General features: G+C 39.5%; 18 protein-coding genes and 1 pseudogene. 8 read left to right on the forward strand and 11 right to left on the reverse strand.

What is annotated here, in order from left to right:
• Positions 1-42 precede the first annotated feature (42 nt).
• Positions 43-489 carry a tellurite resistance TerB family protein gene (locus tag V7K25_RS06420; protein WP_335156142.1) on the forward strand — a complete coding sequence of 149 codons (447 nt, stop codon included), beginning with the start codon at positions 43-45 and terminating at the stop codon, positions 487-489.
• Between the two features lie 270 nt (positions 490-759).
• Here V7K25_RS06420 and V7K25_RS06425 read toward each other — a convergent pair whose 3' ends face one another.
• A complete protein-coding gene (locus V7K25_RS06425) occupies positions 760-1,437 on the reverse strand; it encodes a response regulator (protein WP_109008954.1) in 678 nt (225 codons plus the stop codon).
• A 107-nt stretch (positions 1,438-1,544) separates the two neighbouring features.
• Complete coding sequence (era, locus tag V7K25_RS06430) at positions 1,545-2,519, reverse strand: GTPase Era (RefSeq protein ID WP_335156144.1); 975 nt, start codon at positions 2,517-2,519, stop codon at positions 1,545-1,547.
• Between the two features lie 281 nt (positions 2,520-2,800).
• Between era and V7K25_RS06435 the strand changes: the two genes are divergently transcribed.
• Complete coding sequence (locus V7K25_RS06435; RefSeq protein ID WP_335156194.1) at positions 2,801-3,883, forward strand: ATP-dependent 6-phosphofructokinase; 1,083 nt, start codon at positions 2,801-2,803, stop codon at positions 3,881-3,883.
• A gap of 118 nt (positions 3,884-4,001) precedes the next feature.
• Here V7K25_RS06435 and V7K25_RS06440 read toward each other — a convergent pair whose 3' ends face one another.
• Positions 4,002-5,129 carry a succinylglutamate desuccinylase/aspartoacylase family protein gene (locus tag V7K25_RS06440; RefSeq protein ID WP_335156146.1) on the reverse strand — a complete coding sequence of 376 codons (1,128 nt, stop codon included), beginning with the start codon at positions 5,127-5,129 and terminating at the stop codon, positions 4,002-4,004.
• Between the two features lie 105 nt (positions 5,130-5,234).
• On the opposite strand from V7K25_RS06440, the gene V7K25_RS06445 reads away from it, so the two are divergent.
• Positions 5,235-5,837, forward strand: a complete 603-nt coding sequence (locus V7K25_RS06445; protein WP_335156196.1) for a tetratricopeptide repeat protein — start codon at positions 5,235-5,237, stop codon at positions 5,835-5,837.
• 80 nt (positions 5,838-5,917) lie between these two features.
• Here the strand turns inward: V7K25_RS06445 and V7K25_RS06450 are convergent, their stop codons facing one another.
• Complete coding sequence (locus V7K25_RS06450) at positions 5,918-6,121, reverse strand: hypothetical protein (protein ID WP_335156148.1); 204 nt, start codon at positions 6,119-6,121, stop codon at positions 5,918-5,920.
• 90 nt (positions 6,122-6,211) lie between these two features.
• Between V7K25_RS06450 and V7K25_RS06455 the strand changes: the two genes are divergently transcribed.
• A complete protein-coding gene (locus V7K25_RS06455) occupies positions 6,212-6,484 on the forward strand; it encodes a hypothetical protein (RefSeq protein ID WP_251959623.1) in 273 nt (90 codons plus the stop codon).
• A pseudogene (locus tag V7K25_RS06460) lies at positions 6,481-6,816 on the forward strand (hypothetical protein). Before V7K25_RS06455 ends, V7K25_RS06460 begins: the two are co-directional and overlap by 4 nt.
• A gap of 20 nt (positions 6,817-6,836) precedes the next feature.
• On the opposite strand, the gene V7K25_RS06465 reads toward V7K25_RS06460, so the two are convergent.
• The 5 genes from V7K25_RS06465 to V7K25_RS06485 all read right to left on the reverse strand — a co-directional run bounded on the left by V7K25_RS06465 (position 6,837) and on the right by V7K25_RS06485 (position 10,120).
• Positions 6,837-7,475 (reverse strand): histidine phosphatase family protein, encoded by a 639-nt coding sequence (locus V7K25_RS06465; RefSeq protein ID WP_335156150.1) that lies wholly within the window; start codon positions 7,473-7,475, stop codon positions 6,837-6,839.
• Between the two features lie 249 nt (positions 7,476-7,724).
• On the reverse strand, positions 7,725-8,246 hold the full coding sequence (locus V7K25_RS06470; RefSeq protein WP_335156152.1) for a hypothetical protein: 522 nt from the start codon (positions 8,244-8,246) through the stop codon (positions 7,725-7,727).
• A gap of 105 nt (positions 8,247-8,351) precedes the next feature.
• Positions 8,352-8,795 (reverse strand): hypothetical protein, encoded by a 444-nt coding sequence (locus V7K25_RS06475; RefSeq protein WP_335156154.1) that lies wholly within the window; start codon positions 8,793-8,795, stop codon positions 8,352-8,354.
• 320 nt (positions 8,796-9,115) lie between these two features.
• Positions 9,116-9,298 (reverse strand): CsbD family protein, encoded by a 183-nt coding sequence (locus V7K25_RS06480; protein WP_099103871.1) that lies wholly within the window; start codon positions 9,296-9,298, stop codon positions 9,116-9,118.
• Between the two features lie 357 nt (positions 9,299-9,655).
• Positions 9,656-10,120 carry a hypothetical protein gene (locus V7K25_RS06485; protein WP_335156156.1) on the reverse strand — a complete coding sequence of 155 codons (465 nt, stop codon included), beginning with the start codon at positions 10,118-10,120 and terminating at the stop codon, positions 9,656-9,658.
• Positions 10,121-10,373: 253 nt separating this feature from the next.
• Between V7K25_RS06485 and uvrB the strand changes: the two genes are divergently transcribed.
• Both uvrB and V7K25_RS06495 read left to right on the forward strand, forming a co-directional pair.
• Positions 10,374-12,371, forward strand: coding sequence for an excinuclease ABC subunit UvrB (gene uvrB, locus V7K25_RS06490; protein WP_335156158.1), 1,998 nt, complete (start codon positions 10,374-10,376; stop codon positions 12,369-12,371).
• A 605-nt stretch (positions 12,372-12,976) separates the two neighbouring features.
• The gene (locus V7K25_RS06495) at positions 12,977-13,558 is read left to right on the forward strand and encodes a Uma2 family endonuclease (RefSeq protein WP_335156160.1); all 582 of its coding nucleotides are present in this window, start codon (positions 12,977-12,979) and stop codon (positions 13,556-13,558) included.
• Positions 13,559-13,620: 62 nt separating this feature from the next.
• On the opposite strand, the gene V7K25_RS06500 is transcribed toward V7K25_RS06495, so the two are convergent.
• Both V7K25_RS06500 and V7K25_RS06505 read right to left on the reverse strand, forming a co-directional pair.
• The gene (locus tag V7K25_RS06500; protein WP_335156162.1) at positions 13,621-13,872 is read right to left on the reverse strand and encodes a hypothetical protein; all 252 of its coding nucleotides are present in this window, start codon (positions 13,870-13,872) and stop codon (positions 13,621-13,623) included.
• 98 nt (positions 13,873-13,970) lie between these two features.
• Positions 13,971-14,591 carry a tetratricopeptide repeat protein gene (locus tag V7K25_RS06505; RefSeq protein ID WP_335156164.1) on the reverse strand — a complete coding sequence of 207 codons (621 nt, stop codon included), beginning with the start codon at positions 14,589-14,591 and terminating at the stop codon, positions 13,971-13,973.
• Positions 14,592-14,786: 195 nt separating this feature from the next.
• On the opposite strand from V7K25_RS06505, the gene V7K25_RS06510 reads away from it, so the two are divergent.
• Positions 14,787-15,566, forward strand: a complete 780-nt coding sequence (locus V7K25_RS06510) for an SDR family oxidoreductase (RefSeq protein ID WP_335156166.1) — start codon at positions 14,787-14,789, stop codon at positions 15,564-15,566.
• Positions 15,567-15,802 lie beyond the last annotated feature (236 nt).

Genomic DNA, 15,802 nt, shown 5'->3' on the forward strand with positions numbered 1-15,802 from the left:
TAACTGTAGCGCTATTGAGGCTCTAACCAAGGAGTTACTACAATGGGTCTATTTGACGCTGTGTTGGGCACAGAAAGCCAAACTAAAACAGCACTCAATCCTGCGGAGGCTTTTGCTGTCATTGTTTTGGCAGCAACGGCGTCAGACGGTTATCTTTCTTTTGAGGAAGCCAATTCTATCAGTTTTGTGCTGTCTCGGATGAAACTTTTTAAAAGTTATCCCCATGAGATGATGAACAAGCTGTTTGAGAAAATCTTGGGCATTCTCGAAGGAGATGGCTTTAATAATTTATTTAATGCGGCTAAAGATGCTCTATCTCAAGACTTGCGGGAAGCAGCCTTTGCAGTAGCCACCGATCTAGTTCTATCTGAAGGTATCGTAGCTGAAGAAGAAAAAAACTTTTTAAATGATTTATATCAAGCTTTAGGTGTTTCTAGCGAGATAGCAATACAAATTATCCAAGTAATCTTAATTAAAAACCGCGCATGAGGCGATAAAATATATAGTTATAAAGAAAGTGTGCCAAAGGAGTTAAGCTTCTTTGGCACTATTTTTTGATCGCATCTAACATCTTCTATGAGCTATCTTGTTTTGCAGCTTAAACTGTAGTCATCAAACCTTGTTCTATAAGTTCTTTAATATTGCGATGGTTTTTTTCTAACTATTTCCGCCATTTTTCGCGGCTTTGAGGGTAGAAAATAGGGAATTCATTATTAAGTTTGGATACATCAGTAATCTTACTTTTGCTGCATTTGTTTTCTAAACCAACCCAGAACGCAGTGCCACAACTGCTGCTTGCACGCGATCATCCACTGCTAATTTGTTCATAATCCCTCGGACGTGAGTTTTAATGGTGTTGGGACTGAGATAGAGTTTTTCGGCAATCTCCGGGTTACTCAAGCCGTCTACCATCAGTTTCAATACTTCTAACTCGCGCCCAGATAAATTGGCTGTATTGGTGGTGGGTGAAGGCGGTTTGAGATTATCGATTACTCGCCGCGCAATTTGGGGATCGAGATAGGCTGCACCATCAACTGCGGCTGCGATCGCACTTAACAATCGTTCCACACTTGCACCTTTGATGCAATATGCATCTGCACCGCTAGAGAGTGCTGCAATAATTTCTGTCTCCGTTTGATGAGATGTCAGCATCACCACATGAGTTGCTGGCAGCGCCGCCTTAATTTGCTGTGTTGCTGCAATGCCATCCAATCGCGGCAACCCAATATCCATAACCACTAAATCAGGTTTCAGTTGTAGTGCTGCTTGAACTCCCAAATAACCATCTTCTGCTTGTCCAACAATCTCTAACTGAGGATGAGCCATTAATGATTGCTCTAATCCGAGTTGCATCATCGGATCATCTTCGACAATTAACACGCGCAACGGCGGAGCATTGGCGGGTAAATTTAAGGGATAGCGAGTATCTAAAGACATTTTTATTTATTAAGAGTCATTTGTCATCTGTTATTAGTTATTAGTTATTAGTTATTCATCTTTTGCTTTTTTGCTTGCCAATGACTAATGACCAATGACTAACTTTTTTATTCTTCCACGCGATAGCCTAATTCTGCTAAACTGATCCGCGACTGTCGCCATTTTGGCTGAACTTTCACAAACAATTCTAGGTAAACTTTACCAGAGATTAACTTTTGGATTTGTTCGCGGGCTTCGCTACCAATTGCTTTGAGCATTGCTCCACTTTTGCCAATGAGTATGCCTTTTTGAGAATCGCGCTCAACGTTGATGGTAGCAAGTATCCGGGTGATGCTGGGAGTTTCTTCTACTAGGTCAATAGCGATCGCTACTGAATGGGGTACTTCTTCACGAGTCAATAATAAAATTTGTTCTCTGATTAATTCACCCATAATAAAGCGTTCTGGTTGGTCAGTTACCAAATCTGGCGGGTAATATAACGGCCCAATTTCTAAATGTTCAATTAATAATTCTTGAAGTTGCGGTAATCCTGCACTCGTCTTGGCAGAAAATTTCACGATTTCCCATTCATGGGACTGGGCCATCTGAGCGTAACTATCATCTAGAAACTGAGAATCGGATGGTTGTTGGTCGATTTTATTAACGCCCAAAATCACTGGTGTTTTACTGCGACATAGCAATTCGGCAATATAGCGATCGCCTGCTCCACAAGCTACCGCTCCATCTACTACAAATAGCACTACATCTACTGATTCAATGGCAATTTTGGCATTTTGCACCAATACTTCCCCCAATTGATGATGGGGCTTATGAATTCCTGGCGTATCTACAAAAATTAATTGCGCTTCTGGTGTAGTTAAAATGCCGCGCAAACGGTTACGTGTTGTTTGCGCTACTGGTGATGTAATGGCAATTTTTTGCCCTACTAATTGATTCATTAAAGTAGATTTACCGACATTAGGACGACCAACAATGCCGATAAAACCTGATTTGAATTCAGGAGAAGCCTGTGGAATTGCTACTTCTCCTGAAAAAGAGAAGTTGTAATTATCAATACTAGTCACCTTTGGCTCCACCCTCATATTTTACAGTTGGGATAACTTGGTTTTTTCTTAGACACAAAACAAGCATAAAATTCCCCTGGCATTTTTAGGGATTACTTTTGCCGAGGTTTAATCTACTACTGCCTATACACCTATATTTTACAGCTGAGATAACTTTGTTTTGTTTTTAGATACAAAACAAACATAAAATTACTTTGGATTTATAAGGAGCGCATTTGCTTAGGTTTAATCTGCTGCTAACTTTGGCTTAAGTTTCATTGACTACTCAATATATTTGGATCAAAATGTCAATAAAAAATATGGGAGAACCCAAATGCATAGGAATTCTTACCAGTGGAGGTGATTGTTCTGGCTTAAATGCTGTGATTAGGGCTGTAGTGAATTGTGCTGTGGATACTTACGGCTGGGAGGTTTTGGGAATTCGTCAAGCCACTTTAGGATTAATGGCGCATCCCCCACAATTTACCAAGCTAGAAGTTGATCAAGTTGACTCGCTGTTAACTGCGGGTGGCACAATGTTGGGGACAACCAATAAAGGCGACCCTTTTGCTTTTCCAATGGCGGATGGAAGTTTATGCGATCGCTCCGAAGAAATTATTGCAGGTTATCATGAGCTAGGTTTAGACGCTTTGATTGGTATTGGTGGCGATGGTAGCTTGGCAATTCTCCGCCGCCTCGCTCAACAAGGTGGGATTAATCTAGTAGGTATTCCCAAAACAATTGATAACGATATTGGTGTTACTGAACACGCTATCGGTTTTGATACAGCAGTTAATATTGCTACAGAAGCATTAGATAGATTACATTTTACTGCTGCAAGTCATAGCCGAGTCATGATTTTGGAAGTAATGGGGCGTGATGCCGGACACATAGCAATAGCTGCGGGAATTGCGGGGGGAGCAAATGTAATTTTAATTCCCGAAATCCCTTACACAGTTGAGCATATTTGCCACAAAATTAAAGAACGCCAAGAGAAAGGCAAAAACTATTGTTTGATAATTGTTTCTGAAGCAGTTCGTACCCACGATGGGGAAAATGTGACAATTACAAATCGCTTAGGCCAATCTCGATACGGTGGAATTGGCGAATATTTAGCAGATAAAATTATTGAACACATTGGCGTAGAAACGCGAGTCACAGTTTTAGGACACATTCAACGGGGTGGAACTGCTTCACCATTAGATAGATTAGTTGCAACTGCTTTTGGTGTTGCGGCAGTTAATCTAATTGCAGAGGATAAATACGATCGCATGGTGACTTGGCAAAATCGCCAAGTATTAAGTGTACCAATTACAGAAGCGATCGCTCAATATAGTGCCGTCGATCCCAATGGTACTTTAGTTAAAACTGCTCGTGGTATGGGTATTTATTTGGGAGACTAAATATACATGGTATAGGCACAGCATAGCTGTGCCTATCAAAGTACAAAGTTTAGTAGAGTTTGATATTGCACAGGTGTTGGAAATTAAAAAAGCTAGTTTTCTGTGTTGGCGCTATCCCCTAACTAACAATTCCCAATACAAATTCACCTTCATTCACAGCCTGATTAGTTGCGACATCATAAACCAATCCATCATGTTGAGCGCAGATATCAATTACATTAGGTAGTTTACCTTCTTTATTAAAGCTGAGAATTTGATAGAGCTTGTCTCCAGCTTTTACTTGAGTACCTAATTCGATTCTGGATTGAATCATACCACCTGCGATCGCATAATATTTTTTCCGGTTGCTGCTAGATGCAAAAGTCATTTCATGAGTTTTTGTGTCACCTGATAAATCAGACATTTGCAGTACACCTTTTTGTGCTAAATAACTTTTCACACCCCGTACACCTTTAGCGACTGAATCAGGGTTCATTTGCATTCCTGTTCCTAATTCCAGCGTCCAAGCTTCCACATCAAACTTGATTTCTCTACCCAACTCTTTAAAACAAGCTTCCAGTGCTAACCAAGGTTTGATAAAAGCTTCATCAAAAGCATCACCATCATATTTATTAAGCAAGATTCCGAAATCGAGTTGGAAGTATTTTGCACTATCTTCTCGATTTTGGAAGTAATAAAGGTAGTCTAAAGCTTGATTGGTAGAACTATGTAAATCAATTAAGTAATCTGCATCTAAACTCAGGTTTTGTAGCTTGTAGGAAAAAAGCTCAGTGTAAGGAACACCACTAGAAGAATTAATTTTTTCTAAAATGTTTGCGAATTTTTGCTTAATTATAGTTAGATAATTTTGTCGAATTATCTCTAAATCAATATGAAGTTGAGATTTAGTAAAAGCGACTAAATCATCAGCTTCTTTCTCGTAGTCCCAAAATATGCGATTCCAGTCTTTGGCTTCGTAAACGCAGTAACGACCAGGGGAGAAATGGTGAGCGCGTTCATTCGTCCCCATTGGATTACAAACGGGAACTAACCAAATTTCTCCAGCTAAATCTGTATCATTTATTGTTAGCAAAAACTCAATTAGCTGGTGAATAACGGCATTACCAGCGATTTCTGCACCGTGCAGATTAGATTGAATGTAAACCTTTTTACCAGGTTGAGCGCCGATGAATTTGTATAGTTGTAAGGATAGGCGATCGCCTGAAGCCATTTGACGTAATACAATAGTCTCAATAATTGCCAGCATGAAACAACTCGGTGATGATTTGATTACATTATCGCTGTATCTGTACTGAATTAAAACCTACAAAAACTGAATCTGCGTTTTTGCGCTTCTGCGTAAATTACCCAAATTAAGCTAGCATCAAATTACCCAGGAACCAGGACAGTAGCAGTTAATTACTACCTCAAATCACTGAAGATTTACAAAGATACAAAAGATTTGTATAGTGCTGCTGATGAATATTACCAGATGGGCGTAGTAGCTCAAGAACAACAGCAGCTTGATGTGGCAGTTGATTACTACTTCAAAGCACTAAAAATTTATGAAGATGCAAAGGGTTTGTACAGTGCTGCCAGTATTTATCATCAACTGGGTATGTTAGCCGAAGACCAGCAGGGGTTTGCAGAAGCAATTGAGTATTATCAAAAGGGCTGGGAAGTTTTTGAAAAATTCCACGATTGGTATAAAGCTTCAGCAATACTATGGAAATGTGGGAGGGTTTTAGAAGCTCAAGAAAATTACTCTGGAGCTTTGCAAATTTACATTTGTGTTTTAGCCATTGGCCTACAGCATAATCAAGATTGGATTGGTTATCAGACCGATAATTTAGCCCGTATGCTCAAGCAATTAGGAGAAAGTCAATTTCAAGCCATTTGGCGCAAGGCGACGAGTGGAGAGTGCGCTGGAGAGGTGCGCGAGGCAATTTGGACAGCACGAGATAGGCTAGGTTGATTCAGATCCCCGACTTCTTCAAGAAGTCGGGGATATTGCAGCTACTCAACTAACGCGTCTTACTCATTCATAAGTTTTGTTTAAGCATTGGTTGCGATCGCATAAGCGTTTGCCACAAAAACGATCGTTTTCATAACCAAAATCATCATTTTCATAACCAACATCGTCATTTTCATAACCAAAATCATCATTTTCATAACCAAAGCGATCATTTTTGTAACCAACATCGTCATTTTCATAACCAATGCGATCGTTTTCATGACTAAAGCGATCGTTTTGACCACTACAAGCTAGTCATTTGGAAGTGCGATCGCAACATTTTCGCAATATTGATAGCAGCAGTGTTCTATCCTAGAAACAAAAAGGGCAAAAGTATGCAAGCCTACAAGCTGAACGCCACAATTGATGAATCAGGCCATTTAATTATTGACGAACCTCTAAATATTGCTCCTGGAAAGGTGGAAGTGATTATTTTGCAGCCAGTTCCATCCTTGGAAACTTCTACTGAGTCACAGCCAGAAAAGCCGAGAAGAAAGTCTAAAGTCAAAGCATTTGAAGGTTTATTTGAAAATGCCCCACCGACACCACCAGACTTTGACCCAGACCAAGCTCGATGGGAAGCTTTAAAGGAGAAACATAATCTGTGAAAATCTTGTTAGACACCAACATCATTGTAGATGATGCCCTTGAGCGTGAACCTTTTCTAGAGGCAAGCGAACAAGTGTTGGTGCTATTACGGGGCAAAATCAAAGAATACACTAATAACCCTGGTAGTGGTTCTCTGCTCAATAGTATCATTGGCTCACTGGTTGCCATTGCAGCAGTACATGGCATACCTATTGATGGTGCGTAGGCGTAGCCCGTCGTAGACATCGCCACAATTGTCGTGTTATATATTTTGAAAATTGGAATAAACGTTCTCTGCAAATACACTGAGACAGATAGCGAGGGGGAGCAAGGTAAAAATAATAACTCCTAACTCCTAACTCCTAACTTCTCTCACGTTCCCGGTAAATTTCGTAATTGTTCATTCAAATGACTATGATCTGCCAAAACCTTTAACAGTGGCCCATGTGAGCTAAATTCTACAATACTCACCGAAGCAACAGGGCATCCCAAACGAAAACGGAAGCGTCCCACATCAATCCCCAGTACACTACACAGCATAATTCTGATGGTTGCTTTGTGTGAAACAACTAAAACATTGCCACTAGTGTAATTTTGTTTAATTTCTTCAATTACCTGCAAGGCGCGAGAAGCAATTGTCACAGCCATTTCTCCACCAGTAGGAGCATTCCAAGCCGGATCTGCTGACCAGCGAATATAATCATCGTGATATTCACGGCTAATTACTTCTGGCGTTTTTCCTTCCCACTGACCATAGTTGATTTCCTTTAAACCATCTCTGAGTTGTGGTTCTATCTTTATTGCTTCACATAAAGGTTTTGCTGTCAATACAGTTCGTTGCATTGGACTACAAAATATTGCTGTCCAATCCATAGAACTATATGCGTCAGCAAAAGCCTTTGCCATCTCCAACCCTTCTGGGGTAAGTTCTGAGTCTATGGAACCGCAAAAGGAATTATTGCGGCTGCATTCTGTTTGTCCGTGACGGAGGAAATAAAGAGTTAGGCTCACGGTATATTCTCAGTAAATTTAACAGCGTTAATAATCAGATGTAGCTAAAGTTAGTTAATGCCTGTGGTATATTACTACAGTTTTTTGATATTTGGAATGATTTTCAGGGCAAAGTTGCAGCAACTAGGCTCGTGGTAGATATTGCCATTTAGCGATCGCTTATCTGGCTCATTTTAATAAGCAAAAAATAAAGGTGGGTTATTACCCACCTAATCTCTTACTCATCCTCCAAACTTAAAATGTCAGAACTTACTTGCGACCACCCAACCACTTAGCCGCCGCAATTCCGAGAATGCCTGCTACTACAGGATTACTAAGAAACTTGATAATCCCTGGTTGCTCCGCCAGCACTTCGCGGAAAATGTCGGGATGGTTATGATACACAAAAGACGCTAGTTTGCTAACATCATCAGCACTCATGCGGCTGGGGTGGTGTGTAGAAAGTCCCAACTGTTGCTCTAGATGCTTCTCGTCGAGTTTTCTTTCTTTCAAGTGTTTGAAAAAGGCTCTTGCTACATCATCCCGTTCATTGGGTTTAATTTGTGCGATCGCCTGTTGTAATTCTGGCTCCATTTGGCTGGTTGGAATGCGATCGGGATGTAAAGATTTACCAAATAAGTGGCGACGTTGATCTGGTGTTGTCCGTTGAGCAAAATCATCAAAATTTTGGTATTCCGTCGTTGATTCGGCTGTAGTATCATCCAGAGATTCAACATCGCCTTTAGCCAAATCTTTCATTATTTGACGTTTGTAATCTTCGCTGGTTGCCACTTTAATAATCTCCTTTTTTATCAAACTCTTTGGATGGCTAATATTTCCAAGCCTTAATTCCAAATTCATCAACCTATCTTCAAGTTTCCATTGCAAATACAGCAATTAGGTATACTTGACTTGATTAGTTTGAGTGTCATATTCAGTAGTCAAAATCAATTGCTTATCAGGTGCGTAAATCAAAACCTTCAAGTCTTGTTTTGGGAAGTTTTTATGAAAACCTTGAACTAAAGATTTTGCTAATGGTCGCACTTCGTTCGGACGAACTTTAGGGGAAATCACAACACCCAGTTTGTTGTTATCACGAACAAAAGCGTCCTGAACTAACCCTTGAGATGCTTGGACAACCCAGTTACCAAAGGTTTGCCCTCCTGGGGTATTGCCTCGCTCTAACTCTGCATAAGTTACATCTCGACCAATTGCTGAGGGAGTAGTTGAGCGGTCAACTCGTGACATTGTACTTGTACCACCACAAGCGGTAGTTATCATCAGTACGCCGATTAAAAGGAAAGTCGCCAATATTTTGCGACTTTGCTGAAGCAGAATCATTTTTTTACCTCCTGAAAAAACACTTTAAACAACAAACAGATAGAATAGGTTTTATATTCAAACTAATTGCTTTTATAAACTTGGAATATATAGCGGTTATTCCTCTAATTTGTAATATATTTCTTTTTTAATGTAGAGACGTAATAAATTACGTCTCTACAAGGAATTCTGCAAATCAAGCTATTTCTTTAACTTTCCAAACTTGCTAAGAAGAGAAGAAAGAGGTATAGACTTGAATCTTCAATCCTTCATGCTTTTTTGCAAAAATGGAATTCACCCCATTTATATCCCTATTTTCGCAAAAAATCTGTAATTATTTCTTAGTCAATATTTTTCTTGACATTATCTTTCACATCTTCAATACCGTGACGTACTTCGCTCTCAGCTTGCTTTGCTTTACCTTTAGCTTTATCTTCTGGATCTCCAGTGACATTTCCTAAAGCTTCTTGGGCTTTACCTTCAACATTTTTAGCAGCTGCTTTTGCGCGATCTTCTATGCTCATTTTGTACTCCTGATTTAATCAAAAAATTATTTCAAAGTTTGTTTACAGCTTTGAAATCTTTTGTTATTACCTTTACAGACTAGCTTAAAGTTTTTGCTAAAGCCTTCCACCACAAGGCATATTCTAATAATTCGTAATTCGTAATTCGTAATCCGTAATCCGTAATTAAGAAAGTTAGTTGTAGTAAGCATCCTGGCTATTGGCTTAATGTAAATTAAAGTAAGAATAATTCAGTTACCTATGCTAAAAGACATAGAACCAATGCAAATATGGTAATCTTATTTTTAACTGTTTAAATAAAAAACCCAGTTTTGTATAGAAACTGGGTTAATAAAATTATGGGGATTTTTTATTTGTCTAATCTAGAAAACCCATCAGGCTTTCAGAATTGTCAATCTCATTTGATGCTATTGGACGATTACCGAAGGTGGAATAGCTTTCATCAATTACCAATAAACTTGAGCCAATTGGACGAACCCCAGAGAGATTAATACTTTCAACAACTTGGAATGTATTAGCACCAATTGGACGAATGCCCATTGAGTTATAGGTTTCAACTATTTCCAAGCTACTGGTGCTAACGGGACGCACCCCAGCAATTGAGAGGTGTTCAGCAACTTCTAAGTCGCTAGCCCCTATAGGACGAATTCCAGAAATGGCGAGTGTTCCAGAAGCTCCCACTGGCAGTTCATTAACTTCATCGACTTTATCAGCATTCAAGCTCTGGTCTTGTTGATTTTCAACTTCCTCTGTAGCTTCTCCTAAAGACTTGGCATACTTTTGCCGAGAACTAGTTGCTTTGCCAGCGTTGCTAATAGTCATAAACGAAAACCTCTGGTTTGTTAATTGAATTTTACAATAATTAAGGAAAGATGAAATTTTTTCCTATATATATTAGAGTTTAACCTTAAAAAACCTCATATAGATATAAGAATCTTTAAAACTGATACATAAGGAAATTTAAATAAATAATTTTTGTAAAGAATCATTACTATTTATTTGCTCTAATAACCCAGCTACAATGGATACAGGGCGGAATCATCACCATGAGATAGGGTATTAACAGCAAAACTGTATGACAGAATTTTGTCTTCAAGCTCCCTTTAGTCCCACAGGCGATCAACCACAAGCGATCGCACAACTCACTGCTAGTATCCAAGCGGGTAATCGTTACCAAACTCTACTAGGAGCTACTGGAACTGGTAAGACATTTTCGGTAGCAGCAGTTATTGAGAAAATTGGCAAGCCTACTTTAGTTCTAGCGCATAATAAAACCCTTGCTGCACAGCTTTGTAACGAGTTGCGGGATTTCTTCCCCAACAATGCAGTCGAGTATTTCGTTAGCTATTACGATTATTATCAGCCAGAAGCGTATATTCCCGTTACCGATACTTATATTGAAAAAACAGCGGCAATTAATGATGAAATAGATATGTTGCGGCATTCGGCAACGCGATCGCTTTTTGAACGCCGTGATGTCATTGTCGTTGCTTCCATCAGTTGCATCTACGGTTTAGGAATGCCAGCAGAATATCTGAAAGCTGCCATCCCCCTTCAGATAGGTATGGAAGTAAATCAGCGCCAAATTTTACGGGATTTGGCAAATGTTCAATATAGCCGCAACGACATAGAAATGGGTCGGGGAAAATTTCGCGTCCGTGGTGATGTCTTAGAAATTGGCCCAGCTTATGAAGACCGAATTATTCGTGTCGAGTTCTTTGGTGATGAAATTGATGCGATTCGCTACATTGATCCAGTGACAGGTGAAATTCTAAAAAGTTTAGAAGCGGTGAATGTTTACCCCGCACGCCACTTCGTCACCCCAGAAGAACGATTAGAAGTAGCTTGTAATGACATTGCAGCCGAATTAAAACAGCAAAAACTAGACTTAGAACAAGCTGGGAAACTATTAGAAGCGCAACGCATAGATCAACGTACACGCTATGATCTAGAAATGCTGCGCGAAGTAGGTTACTGCAACGGCGTTGAGAATTATTCCCGTCACTTAGCAGGAAGACAAGCTGGAGAAGCGCCAGAATGTTTAATTGATTATTTTCCCAAAGATTGGCTACTAGTTATAGACGAATCTCACGTTACAGTGCCACAAATTCGCGGCATGTATAACGGGGACCAAGCTAGAAAAAAAGTTTTAATTGAACATGGATTTCGGCTTCCTAGTGCTGCTGATAACCGTCCTTTAAAAGCAGAAGAATTCTGGCAAAAGGTGAATCAGTGTATTTTTGTTTCAGCAACTCCCGGAAATTGGGAATTAGAAATTTCTGAAGATCGTGTAGTTGAGCAAGTGATTAGACCAACTGGGGTGGTTGATCCAGAAATTTCTGTACGTCCCACAGAAGGACAAATTGATGATTTGTTGGGAGAAATTAAAGATAGAGCCGATCGCCATGAGCGAGTGTTAATTACCACATTAACTAAGCGCATGGCGGAAGATTTAACCGAATATTTGCAAGACCACGGTATAAGGGTAAGGTATTTACATTCCGAGATTACTTCTATTGAACGCATTGAAATTTTGCAGAACTTGCGCGAGGGGAAATTTGATGTATTAGTAGGTGTAAACTTGCTGCGGGAAGGCTTGGATTTACCCGAAGTTTCCTTAGTAGCAATTATGGATGCAGATAAAGAAGGTTTCTTACGAACGGAGCGTTCTTTAATTCAAACTATTGGTAGAGCCGCGCGTCACATCCAGGGACAAGCAATTTTGTATGCCGATAATCTGACAGGTAGCATGATTAAAGCCATTGATGAAACAGATAGACGGCGTGGTATTCAAACAGCACATAATCGATTGCATGGGATTACACCACAACCGATAGTGAAAAAATCAAGTAATGCGATTTTGGCTTTTTTAGATGTCTCTCGGCGCTTAAATGCAACTGACTTAAAAGTTGTAGATGAACATATAGATGAACTGCCATTAGAACAGATTCCAGGGTTGATTACGTTGTTAGAAGCGCAGATGAAAGAGGCAGCGAAGAAACTGGAATTTGAAGAGGCGGCAAAATTGCGCGATCGCATTAAACATCTGCGAGATAAAATGTTAGGAAATTAACCTAAATCTTACGCTCACAAATCAGTAATTACCTGCACAGAAAGGTTATCGCCTGGGTGAGAAAGCGCTTAACTTGCCACCAAGAAGCGATAATGGATCAGATGCCATTTACGTTTTAAGAGTGTGGTAGCCATGACTGAGTTACTTGAGCGTGCGTAGGCGTAGCCCGTCGTAGACATCGCACAATTGAATAACTCTACCTGTTGCCGAACAGGATGCGTAGGCGTAGCCCGCCGCAGGTATCGCTGCTCGTCTCCTTGCTGAGATAGAGGATGGGCAAAGATGGAAAGCTCAGTTTGAATCTACAACAGATGCTCAGTGAAATCGTCTAGCTGATATCTCTCTTCTGTCAGTCTCCAAATACATTTGCCATTTCTGAATTCTAGAGCTTTTGTATAGCAAGCGATGGCTCCGCCCGCCGTAGCCATCGCACGATTCTTTTCTAATAACAAATTCAAGACCAATTTTTTTCTAATAGTATAGCTTGTATTTATTGCCTCATCAGGGTTATAGCGATCGCCCTCCCGGAAAGTGACAGAAGAGGGATAAAAGGAAGGCTATTATTTGGCTATTCTAAAAAAGTGAATCATTAAGAGATTGCGCCGATGGTTGCTTTACCCGATTATATTTTGATCAGTGCAGAAGAATATCTGGTTTGGGAACCCACCCAAGAGGAACGCTACGAGTATTGGGATGGTGAAGTTGTGATGATGAGTGATGGTACACGCAACCATAATCGGATTTCTGCAAATTTCTTTAAGCTTTTAGATGATGCCTTAGCCGATCGCACCTGTGAAGTATACATTGTAGATGTGAAGGTGCAAGTCGAAGCGGGGCAAAAGTATTTTTATCCAGATGTGGTGCTGACTTGCGATGAACGCGATAACGATCCACAATTGGTACAATTTCCTTGCTTAATTATTGAAGTGCTATCACCTTCAACCGAAGCAGCCGATAGAGGGAAAAAATTTGCCAAATATCGCCAATCTCCAACCTTGCAAGAATATGTCTTAGTACAAGTAGCTCAACCGAGCGTAGAAGTGTTTCGGCGCAACGAACAAGGGAAATGGGTGCTGTCGGAGTATAATTTGGACGAGAAATTGCGGCTGGAATCAGTGGATGTAGAAATAGCGATCGCTGATTTATACCGACAAGTGCAGTTTGAAACCGAAGCCACCGAAAATTGAGTTCCCAATTGTAACCAAAATCGCATAAAAAACCATTCTGAGCCAAGTTAGTACGAATTTTTTTATCGGTAAGTGTATTCCAGTCGATAATTACCACCATCAGCTTCAAGCAGGCGAACCATTCCCCCTAGAAACGCAACACCGATGTGTCCCAGAAATTCGCAATAGTTAAAATTAATTGTAACTTTTAAGCCATCTTTAGGAAGTTGCGTAATGTCATACCAGTCTCTAAAAAGTCTATCAACATAACGAGGATGGTCGTAGATTGTGCGTACATATAGAATTGGGGGCTGAGTCTTGGTAAGTAACAGCAACGCAACTCCAAATGGTTTTTATTCTCTATAATTGTGATTAATTTATATCAATAATACCCCAAGCTCAAAAAGGTATCCTCTAGGAAATTAATACTCGACTATATCCAGCCTCGCAATTTTTTGTGTACCTGCGCCAGATACCACATATAGTCATCAATTTTGTAATTATCAGCAGCTTTAACTATATATTTTTGAGCTAAATCAAGATTATTTTGAACTTCGTAATATAATCCCAAGTAAAGATGACTGTAAAAATTCCCCTTTATCCCTTCTGATTGACCCACAGTTAAAACATCATCTGAGGTACAATTTTCCGAATAAAAATCATATACGCGCTGCATGATGCGCCGAGGGTCATTTTTCACAGTTAGTAAAGAATTACGTGCCTCTTCAACACCTAATGAACGAGCTATGCAGAGATATCGCCATACTGTTTCTTCTACATCTTGAGCATTCACTGTCAAATCTATTTCAAATTGTTCAGCGCCCTCAGCAAATCTTTCTGCATAATAATACGATAATCCCCGTTGCCAAAGGTAGGGTTTGATACGGGCATCCAATTGCTCTGCCATGTCAAAATCTTGAATAGATTCATCAATCTTGGCCAGTTGAAAGTTAACCATGCCTCGACGAATGTAAGCATTGGGATTTTTCGGTTGATTGCGGATGGTTTCGTTCCAGCGCTGGAGTTGATTTTCCAAAGAATTTGAAAAAAACATGAGTTTGCCTAGCTAATATGCATTAAATAGAATATTTCCAAGCTTGGAGAGAACTCGTCAATACCTAAAATGAGTCAAGTTTTGTCATACTAAATGCATACGTTATATAATATTTTGCGATCGCCTAGGCCATCACACCTGTGGAATGTAGGCATTATAAGACTAAATTCTGAATAAAGGTAAAACTATTTAATTATGAAAAAATTTACTGATAAAGTTGTTCTAATTACAGGAGGCAATTCTGGTATTGGGAAAGCTACAGCATTAGCTTTTGCTAAGGAAGGGGCAAAAGTAGCGATCGCCGGTAGGAGAATTCAAGAAGGTGAGGAGACAGTGAATTTAATTGAAAAAGCAGGTAGTCAAAGTATTTTTATCACTACAGATATTACCCAAGAAACCGAAGTTAAAAACTTAATTAGCCAAACAGTTAAAACTTTTGGTCGGTTAGATTATGCTTTTAATAATGCTGGAACTCCTGGAGTTCTAAAAGTAGACATAGATGATTCTGAAGAAAATTGGAATAAAGTCATTAATACTAATTTAAAAGGAGTTTGGCTATGTATGAAATATCAAATTCCTGAAATGCTTAAAAATGGTGGTGCTATTGTTAATAATGCTTCTATTAGAGGCTTAATAGCTGCTAATTTAACTAACAATCAAGAAAGTAAACATAATATTCATTTTTATTGTACTAGCAAACACGCCGTTTTAGGACTTACTAAATCTTTAGCTGTACAATATGCCAAGGATAATATTAGAATTAATGCTGTTTGCCCAGGAACTATTATAACTCCTATGGTAATGGAAGCCTTAAGTGAGGAAACAATAAAAAACTATAACAATCAATATCCCATACAACGATTAGGTACACCGGAAGAAATTGCTCAAGCAGTATTATGGTTATGTTCAGATTCAGCTAGTTTTGTTATTGGACATTCATTAGTTTTAGATGGTGGTCTAACTATTCAACATTAATTTTGATGGTGATACAGAAATACCTCTAAGAGGATGTTTGAAAAGTGATTGGCTGTGATTTTAATTACGTTGTTACCCCTCTTAGTCCCCCCGATATATTGGGGAGAAACAAGAAAAATCGGGTTCCCTCCCCTTTATAAGGGGAGGGTTAGGGTGGGGTAAAAATATTTGGCACATCAATCATGACTTTTCAAACATCCTCTAACAAAATGGCTGCGCGTTCATGTAAAGATCAA

The organism is Nostoc sp. (genome assembly GCF_036919495.1).
Lineage (GTDB): Bacteria > Cyanobacteriota > Cyanobacteriia > Cyanobacteriales > Nostocaceae > Nostoc.